This window comes from Saccharopolyspora sp. NPDC002578 (genome assembly GCF_053592695.1).
Genome location: NZ_JBSFWJ010000005.1, coordinates 42,983 through 59,099 on the forward strand (window position 1 = coordinate 42,983; position 16,117 = coordinate 59,099).

11 protein-coding genes are annotated in these 16,117 nt (G+C 72.0%); 6 read left to right on the plus strand and 5 right to left on the minus strand.

Going from position 1 to position 16,117, the window contains the following annotated elements; translation table 11 throughout:
* Positions 1-38 precede the first annotated feature (38 nt).
* The 3 genes from ACWD38_RS04325 to ACWD38_RS04335 all read left to right on the plus strand — a co-directional run bounded on the left by ACWD38_RS04325 (position 39) and on the right by ACWD38_RS04335 (position 4,466).
* On the plus strand, positions 39-1,583 hold the full coding sequence (locus tag ACWD38_RS04325; RefSeq protein ID WP_450123337.1) for an alkaline phosphatase D family protein: 1,545 nt from the start codon (positions 39-41) through the stop codon (positions 1,581-1,583).
* A gap of 194 nt (positions 1,584-1,777) precedes the next feature.
* Complete coding sequence (gene ndk / locus ACWD38_RS04330; protein ID WP_184477661.1) at positions 1,778-2,188, plus strand: nucleoside-diphosphate kinase; 411 nt, start codon at positions 1,778-1,780, stop codon at positions 2,186-2,188.
* Positions 2,189-2,510: 322 nt separating this feature from the next.
* Positions 2,511-4,466 carry a TIGR03960 family B12-binding radical SAM protein gene (locus ACWD38_RS04335; protein ID WP_184477662.1) on the plus strand — a complete coding sequence of 652 codons (1,956 nt, stop codon included), beginning with the start codon at positions 2,511-2,513 and terminating at the stop codon, positions 4,464-4,466.
* A 249-nt stretch (positions 4,467-4,715) separates the two neighbouring features.
* On the opposite strand, the gene ACWD38_RS04340 is transcribed toward ACWD38_RS04335, so the two are convergent.
* Entirely contained in the window at positions 4,716-6,032 is a 1,317-nt protein-coding gene (locus ACWD38_RS04340; RefSeq protein ID WP_450123338.1) for a S8 family peptidase, read from the minus strand.
* Between the two features lie 307 nt (positions 6,033-6,339).
* On the opposite strand from ACWD38_RS04340, the gene ACWD38_RS04345 reads away from it, so the two are divergent.
* From ACWD38_RS04345 to ACWD38_RS04355, 3 genes are all read left to right on the plus strand, one after another.
* The gene (locus ACWD38_RS04345; protein WP_184484803.1) at positions 6,340-7,134 is read left to right on the plus strand and encodes a TIGR03936 family radical SAM-associated protein; all 795 of its coding nucleotides are present in this window, start codon (positions 6,340-6,342) and stop codon (positions 7,132-7,134) included.
* 171 nt (positions 7,135-7,305) lie between these two features.
* Positions 7,306-10,524, plus strand: a complete 3,219-nt coding sequence (locus ACWD38_RS04350; protein WP_450123339.1) for a translation initiation factor IF-2 N-terminal domain-containing protein — start codon at positions 7,306-7,308, stop codon at positions 10,522-10,524.
* Between the two features lie 143 nt (positions 10,525-10,667).
* Positions 10,668-11,579, plus strand: a complete 912-nt coding sequence (locus ACWD38_RS04355; RefSeq protein ID WP_450123340.1) for a hypothetical protein — start codon at positions 10,668-10,670, stop codon at positions 11,577-11,579.
* On the opposite strand, the gene ACWD38_RS04360 is transcribed toward ACWD38_RS04355, so the two are convergent.
* From ACWD38_RS04360 to ACWD38_RS04375, 4 genes are all read right to left on the minus strand, one after another.
* Positions 11,536-12,279, minus strand: coding sequence for a DUF6597 domain-containing transcriptional factor (locus ACWD38_RS04360; protein ID WP_184477665.1), 744 nt, complete (start codon positions 12,277-12,279; stop codon positions 11,536-11,538). The two genes, ACWD38_RS04355 and ACWD38_RS04360, sit on opposite strands and share 44 nt — an antisense overlap.
* Positions 12,280-12,342: 63 nt before the next feature.
* Positions 12,343-13,062 (minus strand): ASCH domain-containing protein, encoded by a 720-nt coding sequence (locus ACWD38_RS04365; protein ID WP_184477666.1) that lies wholly within the window; start codon positions 13,060-13,062, stop codon positions 12,343-12,345.
* 84 nt (positions 13,063-13,146) lie between these two features.
* Positions 13,147-14,118: a glycosyltransferase family 2 protein gene (locus ACWD38_RS04370; protein WP_450123341.1), complete on the minus strand. Its 972-nt coding sequence runs from the start codon at positions 14,116-14,118 to the stop codon at positions 13,147-13,149.
* The gene (locus tag ACWD38_RS04375; RefSeq protein WP_450123342.1) at positions 14,115-15,854 is read right to left on the minus strand and encodes a hypothetical protein; all 1,740 of its coding nucleotides are present in this window, start codon (positions 15,852-15,854) and stop codon (positions 14,115-14,117) included. The genes ACWD38_RS04370 and ACWD38_RS04375 overlap by 4 nt, the downstream gene beginning before the upstream one ends.
* Between the last annotated feature and the right edge of the window lie 263 nt (positions 15,855-16,117).

Consider the following 16,117-nt stretch of genomic DNA (forward strand, 5'->3'; position numbering starts at 1 on the left):
GTCGCCGGCCGGCCGCCGGACTCGGATAAAACCGGCGCATGAGTGCGATGAATCGACGTGACCTGCTGCGACGGGCGATCACCGGAACCGGCTTGGCGGGCGCCGGACTGCTGCTGCCGTCGGCTGCCGGTGCCACCCCGGCGTTCGTGCGCGGCGGACGGCCGGTGCTCACCCACGGCGTGCAGCTGGGCGATCCGCGCCCGGACGGGGTCGTGGTGTGGACCCGCGCGGACCGGCCCTCCCGGATGGTCGTGGAGGTCGCGCGGGACGCGGGCTTCCGCGACGCGCGGCGGGTCCGCGGGCCGCTGCTCACCCCGGACACCGACGGCACGGGGAAGCTGCTGCTCGACCGGCTCGCCCCGGGGCAGCGGTTCCACTACCGCGTCAGCGCCGAAGACCTCGACGGCCGCGTCACCGGCGAACCCCTCACCGGGCGGTTCCGCACCGCCGCGCGCGGACGCGAGGACGTGCGGTTCTTGTGGTCCGGCGACGTCGTCGGCCAAGGCTGGGGCATCAACCCCGACGTGGGCGGCATGACCATCTACTCGGCGATGGCCCGCCGCGACCCGGACTTCTTCCTGCACAGCGGCGACACCGTCTACGCCGACGGCCCGCTGCAGGAGACCGTGGCGCTGCCCGACGGCGGGACGTGGCGCAACCTCGTCACGCCCGAGAAGTCCAAGGTCGCCGAAACGCTCGACGAGTACCGCGGGCAGTTCGCCTACAACCTGCTCGACGAGAACGTGCGCCGCTTCGCCGCCGACGTCCCCCAGCTCGTCCAGTGGGATGACCACGAGGTCACCAACAACTGGTACCCCGGTGAGGTCCTCGACTCCGAGGAGTACGAGGAAAAGCGCGTCGACGTGCTCGCGGAGCGCGCGTTCCGGGCGTTCCACGAGTGGCAGCCCGCCCGCCGCGTCGACGCCGTGGACGGGCGGGTGTACCGGAAGGTCTCGCACGGGCCGCTGCTCGACGTGTTCGTGCTGGACATGCGCAGCTACCGGGACGCGAACTCGCCCGGCACCACGCCGGAGCGGATACTCGGCGAGCAGCAGGCCCGGTGGTTCGTCGACGAGCTCGCCCGCTCCCGCGCCACCTGGAAGGTCGTCGCCGCGGACATGCCCCTCGGGATCGTGGTGCCCGACGGCGAGACCGACGTGGAGGCCATCGCCAACGGCAGGCCCGGAGCGCCCGGCGGGCGGGAGTCCGAGATCGCCCGGGTGCTGCGGGAGATCAGCCGCCGCCAGGTGCGCAACGTGGTCTGGCTGACCGCGGACGTGCACTACAGCGCCGCCAACCACTACTCGCCGGAACGCGCCGCGTTCACCGGGTTCGACCCGTTCTGGGAGTTCGTCTCCGGGCCGCTGCACGCCGGGGCGGGCCCGCCGAACGACCTCGACCCGACGTTCGGGCCGGAAACGGTGTTCGTCCACGCGCCCGCGGCCACCGGCGGATCACCGCTGGACGGGTTCCAGCACTTCGGCGAAGTCAACATCGACGGCGGCAGCGGCAGGCTCACCGTGGACCTGCGCGACTCCTCCGGCGCGTCGCTGTGGTCGACGGCGCTGGACCCGCAGCGCTGACCCCCGGCGCGGCGTCCGGTTCGCCGGACTCGGCACGAAGTGGTGCCGGTGATCACCACCGCCGAGGTCACCGGCCCTGCCGACGCCGCTCGGCCGCCCCGGGACCGAGCGGTTCACCTGCGCCGATACCCTTTTGCGCAACACGGGCGCGGCGACTCGGGACAGGCCCGCGCCCCCATCCGAAGGAGAGAATCGTGAGCGAGCGCACCCTGGTCCTGGTCAAGCCCGACGGGGTCGAGCGCGGCCTGGTCGGCGAGGTCATCGGCCGGATCGAACGCAAGGGGCTCAAGCTGGTCGCGCTGGAGCTGCGCGAGGTCGGCGAGGAGCTCGCCAAGCAGCACTACGCCGAGCACGACGGCAAGCCGTTCTTCGGTTCGCTGCTGGAGTTCATCACCTCCGGCAAGGTGCTGGCCGCCGTCGTCGAAGGCCCCCGCGCCATCTCGGCGTTCCGCCAGCTCGCCGGCGGCACCGACCCGGTGGACAAGGCCGCCCCGGGCAGCATCCGCGGCGACTTCGGCCTGGAAGTCCAGTTCAACCTCGTGCACGGCTCCGACTCGCCCGAGTCCGCCGAGCGCGAGATCAAGCTCTGGTTCCCGGAGGTCTGATCACCCCGGTAGGTGCGGCCCGGCCTCACCCCGGGCCGCACCACCGCGCGGGAAACCGCCTCCCGAATCGCGCCACACCTGATCCGAGTCCGCGGGATTTCGCGAGGAATTGAAACACCCCCGAATCGCGATCAGTGGTTATCGGGCCAGTTGAAGAAGGTTTTCCCGGTGCCCGCCTCGGATCGCGGGTGAACGATTCCTCGCGAAATCTCGGACGGGCTCCGAGGGCGTGGCGCGCCGTGCCGTCCTCGTTCCGGGCGGCGAGGCGGCGGGCCGAGGCCGCGCCGCATCCGCCGCCACCGGGACCTCTACCCTGGGCGGTGTGAGTGTGGAGTCCGTGTTCGACCGCCTGGAGCCGCTGCTGCCGCGCGTCTCCAAACCCGTGCAATACGTGGGCGGGGAACTCAACGCGACCGTCAAGGAGTGGGACGCCACCTCCGTGCGGTGGGCGTTGATGTACCCCGACGCCTACGAGGTCGGTCTGCCCAACCAGGGCGTCATGATCCTCTACGAGATCCTCAACGAGCTCGCCGACGTGCTCGCCGAACGCACCTACGCGGTGTGGCCGGACCTCGAAGAACTCATGCGGGAGAACGGGATTCCCCAGTTCACCGTGGACGGGCACCGCCCGGTCGGCGCGTTCGACGTGCTCGGCGTCAGCTTCGCCACCGAACTCGGCTACACGAACCTGCTCAGCGCGCTCGACCTCGCGGGAATCCCGCTGCACGCCGTCGACCGCACCGAGCAGAACCCCGTGGTGCTCGCGGGCGGGCACGCGGCGTTCAACCCGGAACCCATCGCCGACTTCATCGACGCCGCGGTCCTCGGCGACGGCGAGGAATCCGTCCTGGAGATCACCGACGCCATCCGGCGCTGGAAGGACGAAGGCCGCCCGGGCGGACGCGACGAACTGCTGCTGCGCCTCGCCGAGAGCGGCGGCGTGTACGTGCCGAAGTTCTACGACGTGAGCTACGCCGAAGACGGCACCATCGCCGAAGTCGTGCCGAACCACGAGCGCGTGCCCTACCGGGTCTTCAAGCGCACCACCATGGAACTCGACGAGTGGCCGTACCCCAAGCAGCCGCTGGTGCCGCTCGCCGAGAGCGTGCACGAGCGGATGAGCGTCGAGATCTTCCGCGGCTGCACCCGCGGCTGCCGCTTCTGCCAAGCCGGGATGATCACCCGCCCGGTGCGGGAGCGCTCCCCGCAGGGCATCGGCGAAATGGTGCAGAAGGGCTTGGAAGCGACCGGATTCGAAGAGGTCGGGCTGCTCTCGCTGAGCTCCGCGGACCACTCCGAGATCGCCGACGTCACCAAGGGCCTCGCCGACCGCTACGAAGGCTCCAACACGAGCCTGTCGCTGCCCTCCACCCGCGTCGACGCGTTCAACGTGGACCTCGCCAACGAGCTGTCCCGCAACGGCCGCCGCTCCGGGCTCACCTTCGCGCCCGAAGGCGGCAGCGAACGGATCCGCCGCGTCATCAACAAGATGGTGTCCGAAGAGGACTTGATCCGGACCGTGTCCGCCGCGTTCGCCAACGGCTGGCGGCAGGTCAAGCTCTACTTCATGTGCGGCCTGCCCACCGAAGAGGACGAGGACGTCCTGCAGATCGCCGAGATGGCCAAGGAGGTCATCCGCGCCGGACGGCAGGTCAGCGGGCGCAAGGACATCCGCTGCACCATCTCCATCGGCGGATTCGTGCCCAAACCGCACACCCCGTTCCAATGGGCCTCGCAGTGCGACCCGGACACCGTGGACGAACGGCTGCGCAAGCTGCGGCAAGCCGTCAACTCCGACCGCAGCCTCGGCCGCAACATCGGCATGCGCTACCACGACGGCAAGCCCTCGCTGGTCGAAGGACTGCTCTCCCGCGGGGACCGCCGCCTCGGCAAGGTCATCGAACGGGTGTGGCGCGAAGGCGGCCGGTTCGACGGCTGGAACGAGTACTTCTCCTACGAGCGCTGGACGACCTGCGCGGCCGACGAGCTCGCCGCACTCGGCATCGACGTCGCCTGGTACACCACCCGCGAACGCACCGAGCACGAGATCCTGCCCTGGGACCACCTCGACTCCGGGCTGGACAAGGAATGGCTCTGGGCGGACTGGCAGGACGCGCTCGAAGCGCGCGAACAAGACGACTGCCGGTGGACGCCGTGCTTCGACTGCGGCGTGTGCCCGACCATGGGGACCGATATCGAGGTCGGGCCTTCCGGGCGGGTTCTGCTGCCGATCAGCCCCGTAGGACAAGGCTCCCCGATCCAGAACCCTGCTCTGTAGTTTCACGGCTCGTTTTGCTTTGGTGATCGGATAGCGGAACCTCAGCGGCTTCCTCGCTGCGGGATCTTTTTTCCAAGTGGCTCCGCCACGAGGAAAAAAGCTGTCCTCGCGAGGAAGCCGCTGAGAACCCGCCGGTGAGCGGCTTTGTGACGTGGGCTATGTGCTTCGCACATACAGGCACGGCCTTCGGCCGCGAGGCAGACTTCGCTTCGCTCGTCCGAGGCACGGCTTCGCCGTTTTAGGGCGGGGTCAGTTGGTCACTGCGGTTAGGGCGTCTATTCGGCCGTGGCCGTAGAAGCCGTTGTAGGTGGCGTAGCCGCGGCAGAGGGCGTCTTGGGCGCCGTCGGTGTTGAGGTCGTAGTCGCGCGGGCAGGTCAGGGGGCGTGCCGCTGCTCGGAGCATGCGGCTCAGGTCCGCCGCGCCCGCCTCCGGATGTCGTGCCGCCAGCAACGCCGCCACCCCGGCCACGTGCGGGGCCGCCATCGAAGTGCCGCAGGTCGAGCGGTACCCGCCCGGGACCGTGGAACGCACGCAGCCGCCGATGTGCTGCTCGCCGCCCGGTGCGGCGACGTCCACCGCGCCTAAGCCGTACGAGCTGTAACCGGCCTTCACCGAGTCCGGACCGACCGCGGCGACCGACACCACCCCGTCCAGATCCGTCGGTACCGCGTCGCACACCGCGCGCTGCCGCGCGGGGACCGCGGTGAGGTCGGTCCGCTCGTTGCCCACCGCCGCAACGGTGAGCACGTCCTGTTCCGTCGCGTGGGCCACCGCCCGGCGCACCGCCTCCCGCGGCACCGGCGACCCGGCGCGGGTGCAGCCCAGCTGCGCGGACTCCACCAGGAAGCTGCTGTTGACCACGTCGATGTCGTGCTCGGCGGCCCACATGAACCCGCACACCGCCGACTCCGGGTGCACGTAGCCGCCACCGTTGACCACGCGGACCGACGCGATCCGCGACGCCGGAGCCACCCCGGTGACGCCGTGGCCGTCGTCGGCGGCGGCGATGATGCCCGCGACGTGCGTGCCGTGCGCATCGCCCTCCGGCAGGGCGGTCAGCTCCGGGTCCTCCGGGGTGAGGCAGTTCGCCGACCGCTCCGGGTCCAGCGCCGCCGCCAGCTCCGGGTGCGCCGCGTCGACCCCGGAATCCAGCACGCCGACGACCACGTCCGCACTGCCGCGGGTGATCGCGTGCGCCTCCTGCGCCCGGATCTGGCGCAGGTTCCACTGATCGTCCTGAGCGGGCCGCTCCTCGGACTCGGCGTTCTGGCTCTCACCGGCCGCGATCCGGTCGGCGCGCACCTGCCGCTCGGCGCTGTAGGCGCGGTCCGGACCCATCCGGAGCCCGAAACCGGGATCCGCCGAGTCGACGACGCCGACCCCGATCTGCCCGTAGTACGCCGCCATCGAGCCGCACTGCGCCGCCGTCTCACCAGCGGCCGAAGCACGCGGGAGCCCGGGTTCGAACAGCACGACGTAGCGCGTGTCGAGACCGTCCTCAGCGCAGGACCCGGCGGGGTCCGCGACGGCTGAAGAGCCGGAACCCGCCAGCAAGCCAGCGATCAAGAGGCTCGTGGCCGCGGCGCCGGCCCGCCGGACGAAGGGCACGTCCAACCTCCCACGTGGCCGGGCGAACGCCCGATGCTCGCGACGGTAGCCACCGCGCACCGGGAGGAACAAGGGCCGGAAGAACATACCGCGCGGTGCTCGACGGTCGGAGCAGAACCAGGCGGTACCGTCGTGGCACGGCTGGTCCCGCCGGATCGGGGGCGGATCCCGGCCGGTGCGGATCAACGATCGGCCGACTCGTGCGGCCACCTCCGGGAGGAGCCTGGTGAGTCGTCGCGACCACCCCAACCCGTCGGCTGCGCCGGTGCAGAAGCTGCGCCTGCGCTACACCAAGCGGGGACGTCTGCGGTTCAGCTCGCATCGCGACCTTGCTCGGGTCTTCGAGCGGGCGCTGCGCCGCGCCGGTGTGCCGATGGCGTACTCGCAGGGCTTCAGCCCGCACCCGAAGGTCTCCTGGGCCGGTGCGGTACCGACCGGCGTGGGCAGCGAAGCCGAGTACGTCGAGCTGCAACTGGTGCGGCAGGTGGACCCGGAAGTGCTGCGCGAGGAGCTCAACCGCGTGCTGCCGCCCGGCATGGAACTGGTCGAGGTCGTGCAAGCGGGGCCGGGAGCGCTGGCGGAACGGCTCGAAGCGAGCCGCTGGGGGATCGAACTGCCCGGTGTCGCCGTGGAGCCGCTGCGCGCCGCGGTGGCGAACCTGCTCGCCGCGGACTCGGTGGAAGTGGAACGGATGACCAAGGACGGGCGCCGCACGCTGGACGCCCGTGCGGCCATCGTGTCGGCGGAAGTCCTGGACAGTGCAGACCCGGATGCGCTGCGTGACCGATTTCCTGCTTGCGTCGCCCAAGTGGACGATTGGCCCGAGGGCCGTGCACCGTATGGGATACTCGTAACGGTCGTGCGGCAGACAACACCCGTCGTTCGACCCGACGATGTGCTGAACGCCTTGCGCGTCGTCGCCGATCTGGACCCGTCGACGGCCGCGCGAGCGACCCGGTGGGAACAAGGTCGGCTCGACGACGAGGGAGGGCTCGCCGACCCGTTGACCCTGGACAGGGCGACGGCCGGAGCTCACCGGGGGACACTCCCGGCCGGGTGACGGGCGAAGGCGCGGACACCGTCGGACCCGCCGTGGGACTTCCCGGTTCACCCAGAGCCGGGACGGAGGGGACCAACAGAATTGCCGTCGCCCACGGGCGACGGAGACCGCAGAACGCACATGCTCCTGTGCGGCCGCGTCCACGGACGCGCCCGGGGGCGGAGGAGTTGAATGTCGAACAGGGAAACGCCCGCTGGGAACACCAGCGGGCCATCGTCCACATCCACGCAGGAAAGCGGCTCGGGCACTTTCGAGTTGCCCGCCAAGCTGCGGGTGCACGCGCTGGCGAAGTTGCTGGGGGCGAGCAGCAGGGAGGTCATCACCACCCTGGACGCGCTCGGCGAACCGGTGCGCAGCGCCCAATCCAACATCACGCGCGAGGTCGCGCTGCAGGTGGTGCAGGACCTGCGCCCGGAGCAGATCGCCGACGGCGAACCGGCTGACTCGGACGCGGCGGCGCCGCAGGCCGAGCGGCCCGAGCCCGCCGCGGCCGAACCCGCCGCCGAGCCCGAACGCCGGGAGAGCGCCGAGATCGCCGGGCTGAACCCGGTGTTCGCGGCCCCGCAGGCGATGTTCCTCGCCCCGGAGCCCGTCGCCGCCCGCCCGGCGCCCGCCGCGGCGAAGCCCGCCGTCGAGCAGCCCGCCGAGGCGCCGGCCGAGCAGCAGCACGACACCGGCTCGGAAGCCGCCGACGCCGACGAGTCCTCCGACGCCGACACCGACGGTGACGACGACGACCAGGGCGGCAGGCGCCGCCGCCGCCGCGGCCGTCGTGGCCGGGGCCGCGGCAAGGGCGGCGACGGCGACCAGTCCGACTCCGGCGACGAGCAGGACGACGAAGGCGGTCGCGACAGCGCCGACAAGCAGGGCAAGCAGGACAAGCCCGGCAAGCAGTCCCGCAAGGAGGCGCGCAAGGAAGCCGGTCGCAAGGGCTCCGGCGACGACTCCGCCGAGACCACCGACGGCAACCAGGACGCGAAGCCCGCCGACGCGCCCGCCGGCGACTCCGACGGGGATTCCGGCGACGACGGCAACCGCCGTCGCCGCCGTCGCCGTCGCCGCAAGGGCTCCGGGGACGACGACGGCCAGAACCGGGACGACGACCCGCCGAACACCGTCGTGCACGTCCGCGAAGAGCGCCAGGACAACGGTCGCCAGGAGAGCAGCGACGACGAGGTCCGCGCGATCAAGGGCTCCACCCGGCTGGAGGCCAAGCGCCAGCGCCGCCGGGACGGCCGCGAAGCCGGTCGCCGCCGCGCGCCGGTGCTGTCCGAGTCGGAGTTCTTGGCCCGCCGCGAGTCGGTGGACCGCCGCATGGTGGTGCGCGAGAACGGCGACCAGACGCAGATCGCAGTGCTCGAGGACAACGTCCTCGTCGAGAACTTCGTGACCGCCTCCGGTTCCGGTTCGCTCGTCGGCAACGTGTACCTCGGCCGCGTGCAGAACGTGCTGCCCAGCATGGAGGCCGCGTTCGTCGACATCGGCCGCGGCCGCAACGCCGTGCTCTACGCCGGTGAGGTCGACTGGGACGCCGCTGGGCTCGCGGGCAAGGCGCGCCGCATCGAGCAGGCGCTGTCCACCGGTGACAGCGTGCTCGTGCAGGTCACCAAGGACCCCGTCGGGCACAAGGGCGCGCGGCTGACCACGCAGATCAGCCTGCCGGGCCGGTTCCTGGTGTACGTGCCGGGCGGCGGCGCCACCGGCATCAGCCGGAAGCTGCCGGACAACGAGCGCAAGCGGCTCAAGGAGATCCTCAAGCGGATCGTCCCGGACAACGCGGGCGTGATCATCCGCACGGCGTCCGAGGGCACCTCCGAGGAGGCATTGGACCGCGACGTGCGCCGCCTGCAGGCGCAGTGGGAGATCATCAAGGAGAAGGCGGACACGCCGAAGGCCCAGGCCCCGCAGCTGCTCTACGAAGAGCCGGATCTGCTGATCAAGGTCGTGCGGGACCTGTTCACCGAGGACTTCTCGTCGCTGGTCGTCCAGGGCGGCGACGCCTGGGACACCATCGAGGCCTACGTGCAGCACGTGGCGCCGGACCTGATGAGCAGGCTCACCAGGCACGTCGGCAAGAACGACGTGTTCACCGAGCAGCGGATCAGCGAGCAGATCGCCAAGGCGCTGGACCGCAAGGTGTGGCTGCCCTCCGGCGGTTACCTGGTGATCGACCGCACCGAGGCGATGACCGTCATCGACGTCAACACCGGCAAGTTCACCGGGTCGGGCGGCAACCTCGAGGAGACGGTCACCCGGAACAACCTGGAAGCGGCCGAGGAGATCGTGCGCCAGCTGCGGCTGCGCGACATCGGCGGCATCATCGTGATCGACTTCATCGACATGGTGCTGGAGTCGAACCGGGACCTGGTGCTGCGTCGCCTCACCGAGTGCCTCGGGCGGGACCGCACCCGGCACCAGGTGGCCGAGGTGACCTCGCTCGGGCTGGTGCAGATGACGCGCAAGCGGGTCGGCACCGGTTTGCTGGAGGCCTACAGCAGCACCTGCGAGCACTGCCGCGGCCGGGGCCTGCTGGTCTCGACGGACCCGGTCGTGCACCAGCACGGCCAGGGCGGCGGCAACTCCGGTTCCGGCAACGGCGGCGGTGGTGGCGGTTCGCGCCGGAACCGCAACCGCGGCAAGCAGGAGACGGCCGAGTCGGACGGCTCGCAGCACGCCGAGCGCAACGGCGTCGTGCAGGACCAGGCGGCGAAGGACTCGCAGTCGGGCAAGCAGGACTCGGAGAAGTCGGACTCCGGCAAGCAAGAGTCCGCGAAGCAGGACGCTGGCAAGCAGGAGCCCGGTAAGCAGGACTCCGCGAAGCAGGACGCTGGCAAGCAGGACTCCGGTAAGCAGGAGTCGGGCAAGCAGGACTCCGCGAAGCAGGACTCCGGTAAGCAGGACGCTGGCAAGCCGCAGGAATCCGGCAAGCAGGACGCCGACAAGCGCGGCTCCGGCAAGCCGGAGCGGGAGGCTCAGCCGTCCGTTCCCGCTGCGGAGCCCGCGGACCGCGCTGCGGAGCCGCAACCGGCCGCTCCCGCGAAGCCCGAGACCACGCCCGCTCCGCAGTCGGCACCCGTGCAGCCCGCGGCGTCCGCGGAGCCGGACTCCGGCGCCACGACCGGCGAGACCAACGGCCGCTCCCGGCGGCGCAAGGTCAGCCGCCCGGCCGGTAGCGCGGGCACCCCGGTGGAACCGGTGGTGATGACGGTGGCGGAGAAGCCGAGCGAGCCCGCGACGAACGGGGTTCCGGAGGTGCCCGCCCCGGCGACCGCCTCGGTCACCCGGCGTCCGCGCCGTCGTGCCGCGTCGCGTCCCGCGGGTCCGCCGCCGGACGAGGCCGCCCCCGGCAACGTCGAGGACGCCACCGCAGGAGCGAACTCCGAGAGCTGAGCACCACCCACACCGCGGGCGGGCCGGGTAATTCCCCGGCCCGCCCGCGGTCGTTTCGGCCGGGTGACCGGAACCGCCCGCCTCCGCGTCCCGGCGGCCGATTCGTTCAAGACAGGTGGCCACGACCGGTTTAGCGTCCGGGTATGACTGATGGCGCAACGGACACACATCGGCTCGCGGCGGCGGAGCGGTTCATCTGGCTGACGGCCCGAGTGCTGGAGCAGCGCCGCTTCGAGTACCTGTTCGGCGCGGGCACCGCGGAGCGGGTGGCGGCGGCGCTGGAGCCCTACCGCTGCTCCGACGGCGGCTACGGCTACGCCCTGGACCCGGACATGCGGGGGCCGGTGAGCCAGCCGCTCGGCGCGCACGCCGCGCTGAGCGTGCTCGGCGAGATCGGCCGCTGCACCCCGGAGCACGCCGCGGGCATCGTCGACCAGCTGGTCTCCATCACCGGCGCGGACGGTGGCGTGCCCGTCGTCGACCCGTCGCTGCGCGACCACCCGCACCCGCCGTTCATGCCGATCGACGACGAGCCGTCGAGCGAGCTGCTCTCCACCGCGCTGCTCGCGGGCGAACTGCACCGGCACTCCTTCGACCACACCTGGCTGCCGGGCGCGACCGAGTTCTGCTGGCGGCGGATCGACGCGCTCACCGAGACGCACCCGTACGAGGCGCACGCCGCGGTCGCGTTCCTCGACCACGTGCCGGACCGCGACCGCGCCGTCGCGGCGGCGGCCCGGCTCGGCGAGCTGGTGCGGGAGCAGCGCATCGTGGCGCTCGACCCGGAGAACCCCGATCGGTCCCGCCTGATGCCGGGTTACGCGCCCGGCGAGTGGCACTTCGCACACGACTACGCGCCGCACCCGAGCGGTGTGGCGCGCTCGTGGTTCTCCGACGAGGAGATCGCGGCGAGCCTCGACGCGCTGGCGGCGGCGCAGCTGGAGGACGGCGGCTGGCAGATCCGCTGGCGCCGGTGGGCGCCCGGCACCGAGCTGGAAGCCCGCCCGCGGGTCACGATCGACGCGCTGCGCACCCTGCGCGCGTACGGCCGCTGAGCAGTTCGGCTGCGGTGAGCCCGGACAACCGCCGCACCTGCCTGCTCAGGTGGGCTTGGTCGGCGTACCCGGCGGTGGCGGCGAGCTCCGCGAGGTGGGCGGCGTCGAGGGAACGGGCGCGCTGGAACCGGAGCACGTTCACCAGGGTGCTCGGCCCGTAGCCGACGGCCGCGGTGAACCGCCGCCGGAGTTGCCGGACGGAAAGGCCGAGGTGTTCGGACAGCGCCGCCGCGCTCGGTGGTCGGGGAGCGCCGAGCAGCCGCACCGCCTCCGCGACGGCCGCGTCGTGCCGGTACTCGGGCAGCAGCGCGCGGGCGAGGTCCACCAGCAGGGCGGAGGCTTCGGCCGGCCGCGCGCTCGTCGCGAGCCGGTCCAGCACCGGCCGAGCTCGCGGGCCCCACAGCTCGCCGAGCTCGACCTGCCGGTCGCGGAGTTCAGCGGCGGGCACGTCGCCGAGCAGCAGCCGCGCCGTGCCGGGACGCATCCGGAGCCCGGCGACACCGCCCGGAGCCAGCGGCACGAGCCGTGGCCCGGTGTCGGGTCCGGCCATCTCCAGCACGCCGTCTCGCCAGATCAGGTCGAGGCAGCCGTCGGGCAGGACGCGCTGCACGTGGCCCTGGGCGGACACTTCCTGCACCCAGCCGCAGCTGACCGCGTCGCGCAGGCCCACCGGAACCGGTTGCTCGACGTAGGTGGACACGCCCTCATGCTGCCCCAGGCGTTTCCCGCGCCGGACCTCGACCTGGTCGCCAGGAGCGGTTGCTCACCCGGTCGTTTCGAACCGCACGAGGTCGAGTTCCGTGGACTCGGCCAGGCCCGGGTAGTGCGCGTCGAGCGCCGCGCGCAGCTCGGCCAGGTCGGCGAAGCCGTCGAGCACGGCGTCCTGATCGGTGAGCTCGGCGGCGGTCCTGCGCTCGACCGCGGTGACCTCGGCCGCCACCGTGGTCGCCGAGCCGTCGTCGTGCTCGAAGACCAGCCGGATCGGCCCGGGGGAGACGGGGTCGTGCACCCGGACCGTGCTGCGCTTGGTGCCGTCGCGGACCGCGTCCAGGTAGCCGTGCCACAGGTGCAGCGCGGTCGGCGGGGCATCCGGCCGGTAGTCCTGGTAGTCGTACGGGAAGGGGAGGAGATCGGTGATCGGCACCGATTCCAGCCCGTTCTTGCCGCGGATGATCGCCCGCGCGTCCGGGTAGTAGTCGAACAGCTGCTGCCTGCACCGGCCGCAGGGCGGGATGACCCGCATGCCGCGTGCCAGCACCGCGACGATCGTCGTCAGCGGTGCCGCGCCGGAAGCCGCGGCCTGCCCGATCACCACCGGTTCCGCGCACGGGCCTCCGGTGAAGTGCGAGACGTTCATCCCCGTGAACACCGCGCCCGTCGCGTCGTAGGCGGCGGCCGAGACCTGGTGGTTCTCGTTCAGCGTGGCGCCGTCGAGCACCGCCGTCGCCCGCCGCACCAGTTCGAGCTCCTGATCGGTCAGCATGGTCCGGATACTAGGTCGATCGCGGAGGGCTGTCCGCTCGTTTTCCGGTGCGCGGCGGGGAATCGGCGGACGGCGTCGAGCCGATCAGGCCGCGGAGCGCACGGCCGTCGTGCTGTCCGCGACGAGGTCAGTGACGTCCTCATCGCGCCCGGTGCGGTGCAGCACGAGCTCGGCGAGCAGCCCGGTGGAGATCATCTGAACCGAGAAGATCTCCAGCAGGATGCCCAGGGTCAGCAGCGGCCGGGTGCCGATCGAGTTCTCGGTGAACACCCACACCCCGGTCAGGTACAGCAGGATCAGCGTGCCGAGCGAGCCCGCGACCACGCCCAGCCCGCCGAACAGGTGCGCGGGCCGCCGCCCGTAGCGGGTCAGCGCCACCACCGTCAGCAGGTCCAGCGCGCCGCGCACGTAGCGCTCCAGCCCGTACTTCGACGTGCCGTGCTCGCGCGCCCGGTGGTGCACCGGCAGCTCCCGCACCCGGTACCCCAGCTGGTGGGCCAGCGCCGGGATGTAGCGGTGCAGCTCGCCGTACAGCGGCACCCGCCGGTACACCTCGGTCCGGGCCGCCTTGAGCCCGCAGTTGTGGTCGGACAACCGCAGGCCGGTGATCACGCCGGTCATCCAGTTGAAGAACTTCGACGGCAACCGCTTGCCCAGCGGATCCTTGCGCTGCGCCTTGTGCCCGCTGACCAGGTCGGCTCCCGCGTCGAGCTCGGCGAGCAGCCGCGGCACCTCCGCCGGGTCGTCCTGCAGGTCCGCGTCGAGGGTGACCAGCAGCCGCCCGCGCACCTCGGCCACCCCGGCGGCCAGCGCGGCGGCCTTGCCGAAGTTGCGCCGCAGCCGCAGCCCCCGCACCCGCGGATCCACCGCGGCGTGCTCGGTGATGACGCGCCAGCTGTCGTCGGTGCTGCCATCGTCGACGACCAGCAGTTCCCAGCTGCGCGGCTGGGCGTCCATCGCCGCGGTGATCTCGGCGAACAGCTTCGGCAGGCTCTCGCCCTCGTTCTTCGCCGGGGCCAGCAACGACACCTCGACGTCCGCAGTGCGGTCGCTCATGACGCCACCTTCGGGTTCTCGGTGAGGGGACGGGCCCACCAGCCGTCCGGGAAGCGGAACGCGACGCGCAGCGGACCGGTGGTCGCCGCCGGGGCCACCGCGCGGTAGCCGAGGCCGATCTCGATGCCGACGGTCTGGCTCTCGGCGTCGGACCGCGGGATGTCCACGACACCACCGCCGACGACCTCGCCGTTCTGGTCCAGCACCGCGACGCACTCGGCCCGTTCGATGCCGGAGATCGCCCAGCCCTTGAGCATCCGCGCGCCGCCCTGGATCTGGTCGGTCTCCACGTTGAGGATCACGTCCCACCCGGCCGGGCGGGGTTCGCGGTAGCTGCCGACGCTCGGCACCCGCCAGCCGGAGGTGTCCACCCGCGCGCCGATCTCGGTGCCGTCGCCGCAGCCCAGGGTGAACTCGTCGGAGAACGGGTAGTGCCCCAGCGCTCGCATCCGCGGCAGCAACCGGTCGGGGGAGGGGAAGCGATCGGTGAACGCGTCGGTGGCGTCGACCTTCGCGGCGACCGCGAGCAACTGCTGGTTCGGCGCGTCCTCGCGCACGGTCTGCGCCATCGGGGCGCCCAGCGCCACGGTGCTCAGGACGGTCGTGAACACCGCCACCGACCGCACCGCGGGCCAGCGGGCCCACGCCACGGTGATCACGAGCACCGCGATCCACAGCGCGGCGGTCATGCTGTTGTAGCGGCTCTGCAGGCCGGCGGACTCGCCGAACGCCGCTCGCGAACCGGAGATCATCACCGCGCAGCCGACGGCGTACACGGCCAGGCCCCACCAGGGAGCGCTCGCCGAGCGGTGTTCGGGGCGCAGGCACCCCGGCAGGTGCACGGCCAGCAGCGCCAGCCCGGCGACCCCGGCGACCAGCGCCAGCGAGGGCTCGGTGCCCGTCCACACCATGCCGAGCATGCTCAGCCCGGCCAGCAGCGCCTGCGCCGGGTCATCGGTCGGGGAGGCGCCCCCGCCGCCCTGCGGGCCGCGCAGCACCAGCCAGGTCGCGACCACGACCACTCCGACGATCATCGGAGTGGCGATGCGCGCCCGCCGTTCGCCGCGCAACCACGCCACCAGCGACAACGCCGGCCACACCGCGAACGAGGTGCCGTAGCTGATCGAGGCCAGCAGCCCCAGCACCACCGCGGTCGACAGCCGCCCCCGCTGCATCGCCAGCAGCGCGCCGAGCACCAGCAGCATCGCCAGGATCCACGAGGCGCCGCTCATCGAGCGCACGAAGTTGTGGATGCCGTGCGGGTTGAACACCAGCGTCGAGGTTGCCACCACCAGCGCCGCGCGCTGCCAGCGGCCGAGCGAAGCGGGCAGCATCGCCCACACCAGCAGCACGCAGCCCACACCGAAGGCCAGCACCACCAGCCCCAGCGGATGGTTCAGGCCGTGCCCGAACCGGGCGCTGAGCCAGAACAGCAGGCTCGGCAGCACGAACGGGTGCTCGTTGCGGAACCCGAACAGCGCCTCCGGGCGCAGCGAGCCGTCCTCGCCGGTGATGTCCAGCAGGACCCACCAGTAGTCGTAGAAGTGCAGCTGAGGTGAGCGCAGCACTTCCCGGAGCATCATCAACGGCGGTACCAGGGCCGACAGCAGCAGCAGCCGAGGGCCGAGCGGTCCTGCGCGGAGCCGCTGTGAGCGGTCGCGCGGCAGGTCGTCGAGGTCCCCGGACGATGCGTGCTCGTCCCGCCCCGAAATGGACTCGGATGCGATCTCGGTCACGCGCTTTTCCCCATGTCACGGTCGAACGGCGACTCACCGTAGCAAGCGGCGTGCGCGGGTTCGGGCGTTTGTCGGGACATCGCCGGTGACGGTGTTCACCCGCGCTTTCCGGCTGGTGCGCGGCCCTCCGGAGGAGCCGCGAGGCGCCGATGCCCACCCGGTTCTCCGGTGCCGCGGCGGTGTGGAATAAGCTGCCGTCCTGCCCGCTCCCGGCGGCTCGGACCCCTAGCGGCCGGGTGCCATCGGGCGGTCTGTATGCTGTG